This is a genomic window from Acinetobacter sp. YH16032 (genome assembly GCF_013417345.1).
Lineage (GTDB): Bacteria > Pseudomonadota > Gammaproteobacteria > Pseudomonadales > Moraxellaceae > Acinetobacter.
Map to the genome: position 1 here is coordinate 1 of NZ_VPEE01000078.1, position 3803 is coordinate 3803.

Genomic DNA, 3803 nt, shown 5'->3' on the forward strand with positions numbered 1-3803 from the left:
ACCAATTGAAATTAATCCTGCAACTAATAGAACTAATAGGTATCCTCCAAAACTATTGGGCTCTACAATGTTATAAGCAACAATTAAAAGGACTATTGTTAAAATAATTTTCATTTCTTAAGGTACGTATTTCAAAATACTGAGTTATTCAAATTTTCACATTTTTTAGGTATTCGAGTGCATAAATATTTTCTTATTTTCCTTACAATTCTTTCATTTTCATCAAGTTTATATGCTTTTTCTGATGCTGAAATTATTGAAAGAGCTAAGCAAGGCTATGCAGAGGATCAACTTACTCTTGCTGTTATGTACAAAGAGGGAGTAGGTGTACAAAAAAATATGGCTGAAGCTATAAAATGGTTTGAAAAGGCAGCTAATCAAGAAAATACAGATGCTCTGTTCATGCTTGGTGCAATTTATCAAAATGGCATGGGGGTATCTGTTAATTTAAATAAGGCAGCCAACTTATATCAAAAAGCTAGCAATAAAGGAGATATAGCAGCCACACGTGAGCTAGCCACCATGTATTTATTCGGAAATGGTGTTGTTAAGAACCCCGCAAAAGCAGTCTCTCTTTTTACTCAAGCTGCGAATAAAGGTGATATTACAGCTCAGACAAAGCTTGGATTAATGTATGTAAGAGGAATAATTGTAAAACAAGATATAACTAAGGGAATGTCTTTATTGAGAAGTTCTGCATTAAAAGGTGATAAAGATGCATTGTATCTTATTGAAAAATATAACAAAGAAAATATAGTTAAATAAAATAATTAAATACATCATAGCCATGAAAAATATTTTCAATGGCTATGCTCGCAAGCTAAATATGGTGATTCTTTTTTAAAAATTCTTTTTGCTTTTTTTCCCATAATTCAAAGTGCTTTTTTAGATTTGAAAGAGATCCTTTATAAAAATCACCTTTCAGAGTCATGTCCTTAATGCCGCATCTTTCTGATAAATACATAATATACGTTTCTGGAGAGTCATTTAGTTTGTGGATCACAAAGTTGACAGGAAAAACTAAATCACATGGTTGTCCATTTGGATATGTATTAAATTCTATTGAAGTTTTGATAAATAAGGTATTGTTTAGTCCATCAGATGAATAGTATCTAGTCTCGTAGCTTCCATTAGGAAAGTAAGAATGATGTATTGATTTGAGATCATTAAAATCATTTGGATCTAAATGTATAAATGGATGACAAAAAGTTCTGCGATGTTCCTTTTTGATTACGCCATCTTTATCAAGTAAGAAATATGGATGTGAGTTATAAAGCTTAAGATAAATAATGAAAGCAATAATTACAGAGATAGATATAACGATTGTCATACTTAGATTTATAAAATATTGAATTTATTTGAATTATAGTTATGAATAACAAAAAAGCCTAACAACTTATTTAAGTTATTAAGCTTTTTGTTTGAAACTTTACTAGCCGTGCCTAGATAAACGATATTTGACTCTTACAGTCTGACCTCGCTTGACGGTGCTGCCGGGCTCTGGGCGTTAGCCCTATCTTTAAAGACCATTGAGCACATGAATGGTCTATCTGTAGTATACAGTTATAAATAAAAGTTTACATTAACTTTTGTGATTTTTAGTGATTTTTGGTGACATTGAATGATTTCTAGTTATTTACTGCCCAGTTTTCCTAAAAGACAGATTGCTTCAATTTGTTCACTTATTTCCATTTCTTTAAGTAAGTTATAAGCACTTGTTAAGGTTGTACCACTTGCCAATAAATCATCGACAAGAAGTATAGATTTTCCTTTCATTTCCGTAACTTTTTCAATTTGAGTCGGATCTATTTTCAAAGGACGAATAAACATTCTGTCCTTTGTTGCGACTTCTTTCATAGAAAAAGCTTTATTGGGATTATTGGTTAGATCTCTTTCGAGGGAGCGACGTAAGGCAATGATATCTTTTTTGTATTTTGGGGTTAATGGAAGATCTTGTAGGTCAGAATAGACTTCGAGAATAGTTTTTTTAGAAAAGATATTATTAAGAAGAACTTGCAAAATTATTGTCCCAGCCGACACAGCTGTAGCTCCTCTTAAAAAAGAGGCTTTTTTTTAATCAAACCCGAGTTGCGCTATGATTTTAGGGATCAATCATCTTGTTTCTCCATATCTTAAACAAGCTGATGCGTTGACCTGTGTCAAATATTCAATCATTAAGCACTTAATCAATTGCCTTGTCGTCACCTCAAAAGTCGCATCAATTGATCGGCTGTTTGAGCAATCAAACCAAACATCAAATGACTCATCACCTTAGCGTGACCTCGATAATAAATCACCCGACCGCCAAACTCATCCTTTAAACGGGCATTACTGCGTTCAGCACTGCTACGGGTTTTATATCGCTGTGCTTCCGCTTTGCAAAATTCTATTTTTTCACCCTGACGCTTGTTGTGATCAATCAACGGAACACGACCTCTTGATCTCACAAACTCTCGAATATCCGTACTACAATAACCTGCATCCATCAGCTCATAACATGCCGTAACACGCTGTTCACTCATCAACGATAACGGCAGGGCAACACGACTATCATGAACGACCGCACCCGTCAGATAAGCACTGATCACTACACCACAACATGCTGTATCTAAATGAAGCTTGTAGCCTTTGGTACTCTCAGAATACCCTTTTGAGTTCGTTTTTGTGCCAACAGAACAGCCCGTAGGTAAATCTCGGAGCATTTCAGGAAGTGTCTGTGTGAGTTGAATCTGAATGGCAGTTAATATTTTAGTGGTCAAGGTCTTAGGCGAGTTGAATGCAGGGCGACCTCGTTTTTTGGCAGGCGGTTTTACAACAGGAGGGAGAACTATTTTCTCAACACCTTCGCATGCTGGAATCAGGGTTGCATCACGGCTAATATGACCGATTAACGTATCCGCAAGATTGGACTTCACCATCTGCTCATGAACGCGAGTGGTTAGTTTACGCGCTGCAAATTCAGCAAAAACACGGCTAAATGTCCCTTCGCTGGGTAGTTTTTTATACAGATTGAAGCCGCAAATTCGCCGCAATCTACGATCAACTTCTAGGCGTTCAATCAAGCCCCGTGTGGTGACGATACCAAGTTCAGCTTTTGCAATAAAGGCACATGCCAAAGCGCAGCGGTCAGCAGGAGGTCTTCCCACAGCACACCCTTGATATTGGTATACCAAGGATTCGATGTCACTCCACTCGAGCACACGAATAATGCGTTCGAGCTTTGAGCTGATGCCGTCTAAATCGGCTGCGACTAAAGGAATAAGTTCGTATTGTAAGGCTTGAAACCGTTGTTTGAGAAAAGGGCTTAATGTAGTATTCATGCTGTAGATGTTAGGGTGTTGGTTTAGAAGCTCATTTTAACATCTACAACTTTTTTCAAAAAATGTTAATTCAGGCTGTTTGTGGAGTTTTGCAAGTGCCTCTATATAGAGAAATTGCAGAATTTTTCAAGAAAAATGCAAGGATATTTTGGGCAGAATGGTCAATCGACTTTATAGCTTCAAGACATTGTTTCCTGCAACGCAGTGTTCTATGGCGTTTATTTAAGCAAAATGGATCACTATGTTATTATTACGCCGTTTAAAAAATTCTCTCGATTTAAGCATTTTGCTTACAAGTACCAGGTCCTCATATGATTAAGTGGATTATCCTGGCGATCTTTGTCATTTCTGCGTTTTATATTCAACAACGCGGCAAAGTTCGTCACTCATTTTACCGCCAGTTTTTTGATCACTCGACTTTGCTCGCGCCGATTAATTTTCTGATGTATATGTTTTCTAAAGTGCCAAGTCAGCCTTATATTG

At 36.4% G+C, this 3803-nt stretch carries 4 protein-coding genes and 1 pseudogene; 2 read left to right on the top strand and 3 right to left on the bottom strand.

The features are described from left to right. Positions 1-177 precede the first annotated feature (177 nt). A complete protein-coding gene (locus tag FTV32_RS15960) occupies positions 178-765 on the top strand; it encodes a tetratricopeptide repeat protein (RefSeq protein WP_174660745.1) in 588 nt (195 codons plus the stop codon). Positions 766-820: 55 nt separating this feature from the next. Here FTV32_RS15960 and FTV32_RS15965 read toward each other — a convergent pair whose 3' ends face one another. From FTV32_RS15965 to FTV32_RS15975, 3 genes are all read right to left on the bottom strand, one after another. After that, a complete protein-coding gene (locus tag FTV32_RS15965; RefSeq protein WP_174660746.1) occupies positions 821-1330 on the bottom strand; it encodes a hypothetical protein in 510 nt (169 codons plus the stop codon). Positions 1331-1632: 302 nt separating this feature from the next. Next, a complete protein-coding gene (locus tag FTV32_RS17800; protein ID WP_174660747.1) occupies positions 1633-2040 on the bottom strand; it encodes a phosphoribosyltransferase in 408 nt (135 codons plus the stop codon). A 161-nt stretch (positions 2041-2201) separates the two neighbouring features. After that, positions 2202-3320: a transposase gene (locus FTV32_RS15975; RefSeq protein WP_180029090.1), complete on the bottom strand. Its 1119-nt coding sequence runs from the start codon at positions 3318-3320 to the stop codon at positions 2202-2204. 311 nt (positions 3321-3631) lie between these two features. On the opposite strand from FTV32_RS15975, the pseudogene FTV32_RS15980 reads away from it, so the two are divergent. Continuing rightward, a pseudogene (locus tag FTV32_RS15980) lies at positions 3632-3803 on the top strand (aspartyl/asparaginyl beta-hydroxylase domain-containing protein); the annotation flags it as partial.

Bases quoted from the DNA above. Each gene is read 5' to 3' on its own strand.
- FTV32_RS15965 (WP_174660746.1), bottom strand. From the start codon at position 1,330: ATGACAATCGTTATATCTATCTCTGTAATTATTGCTTTCATTATTTAT.
- FTV32_RS15975 (WP_180029090.1), bottom strand. From the start codon at position 3,320: ATGAATACTACATTAAGCCCTTTTCTCAAACAACGGTTTCAAGCCTTA.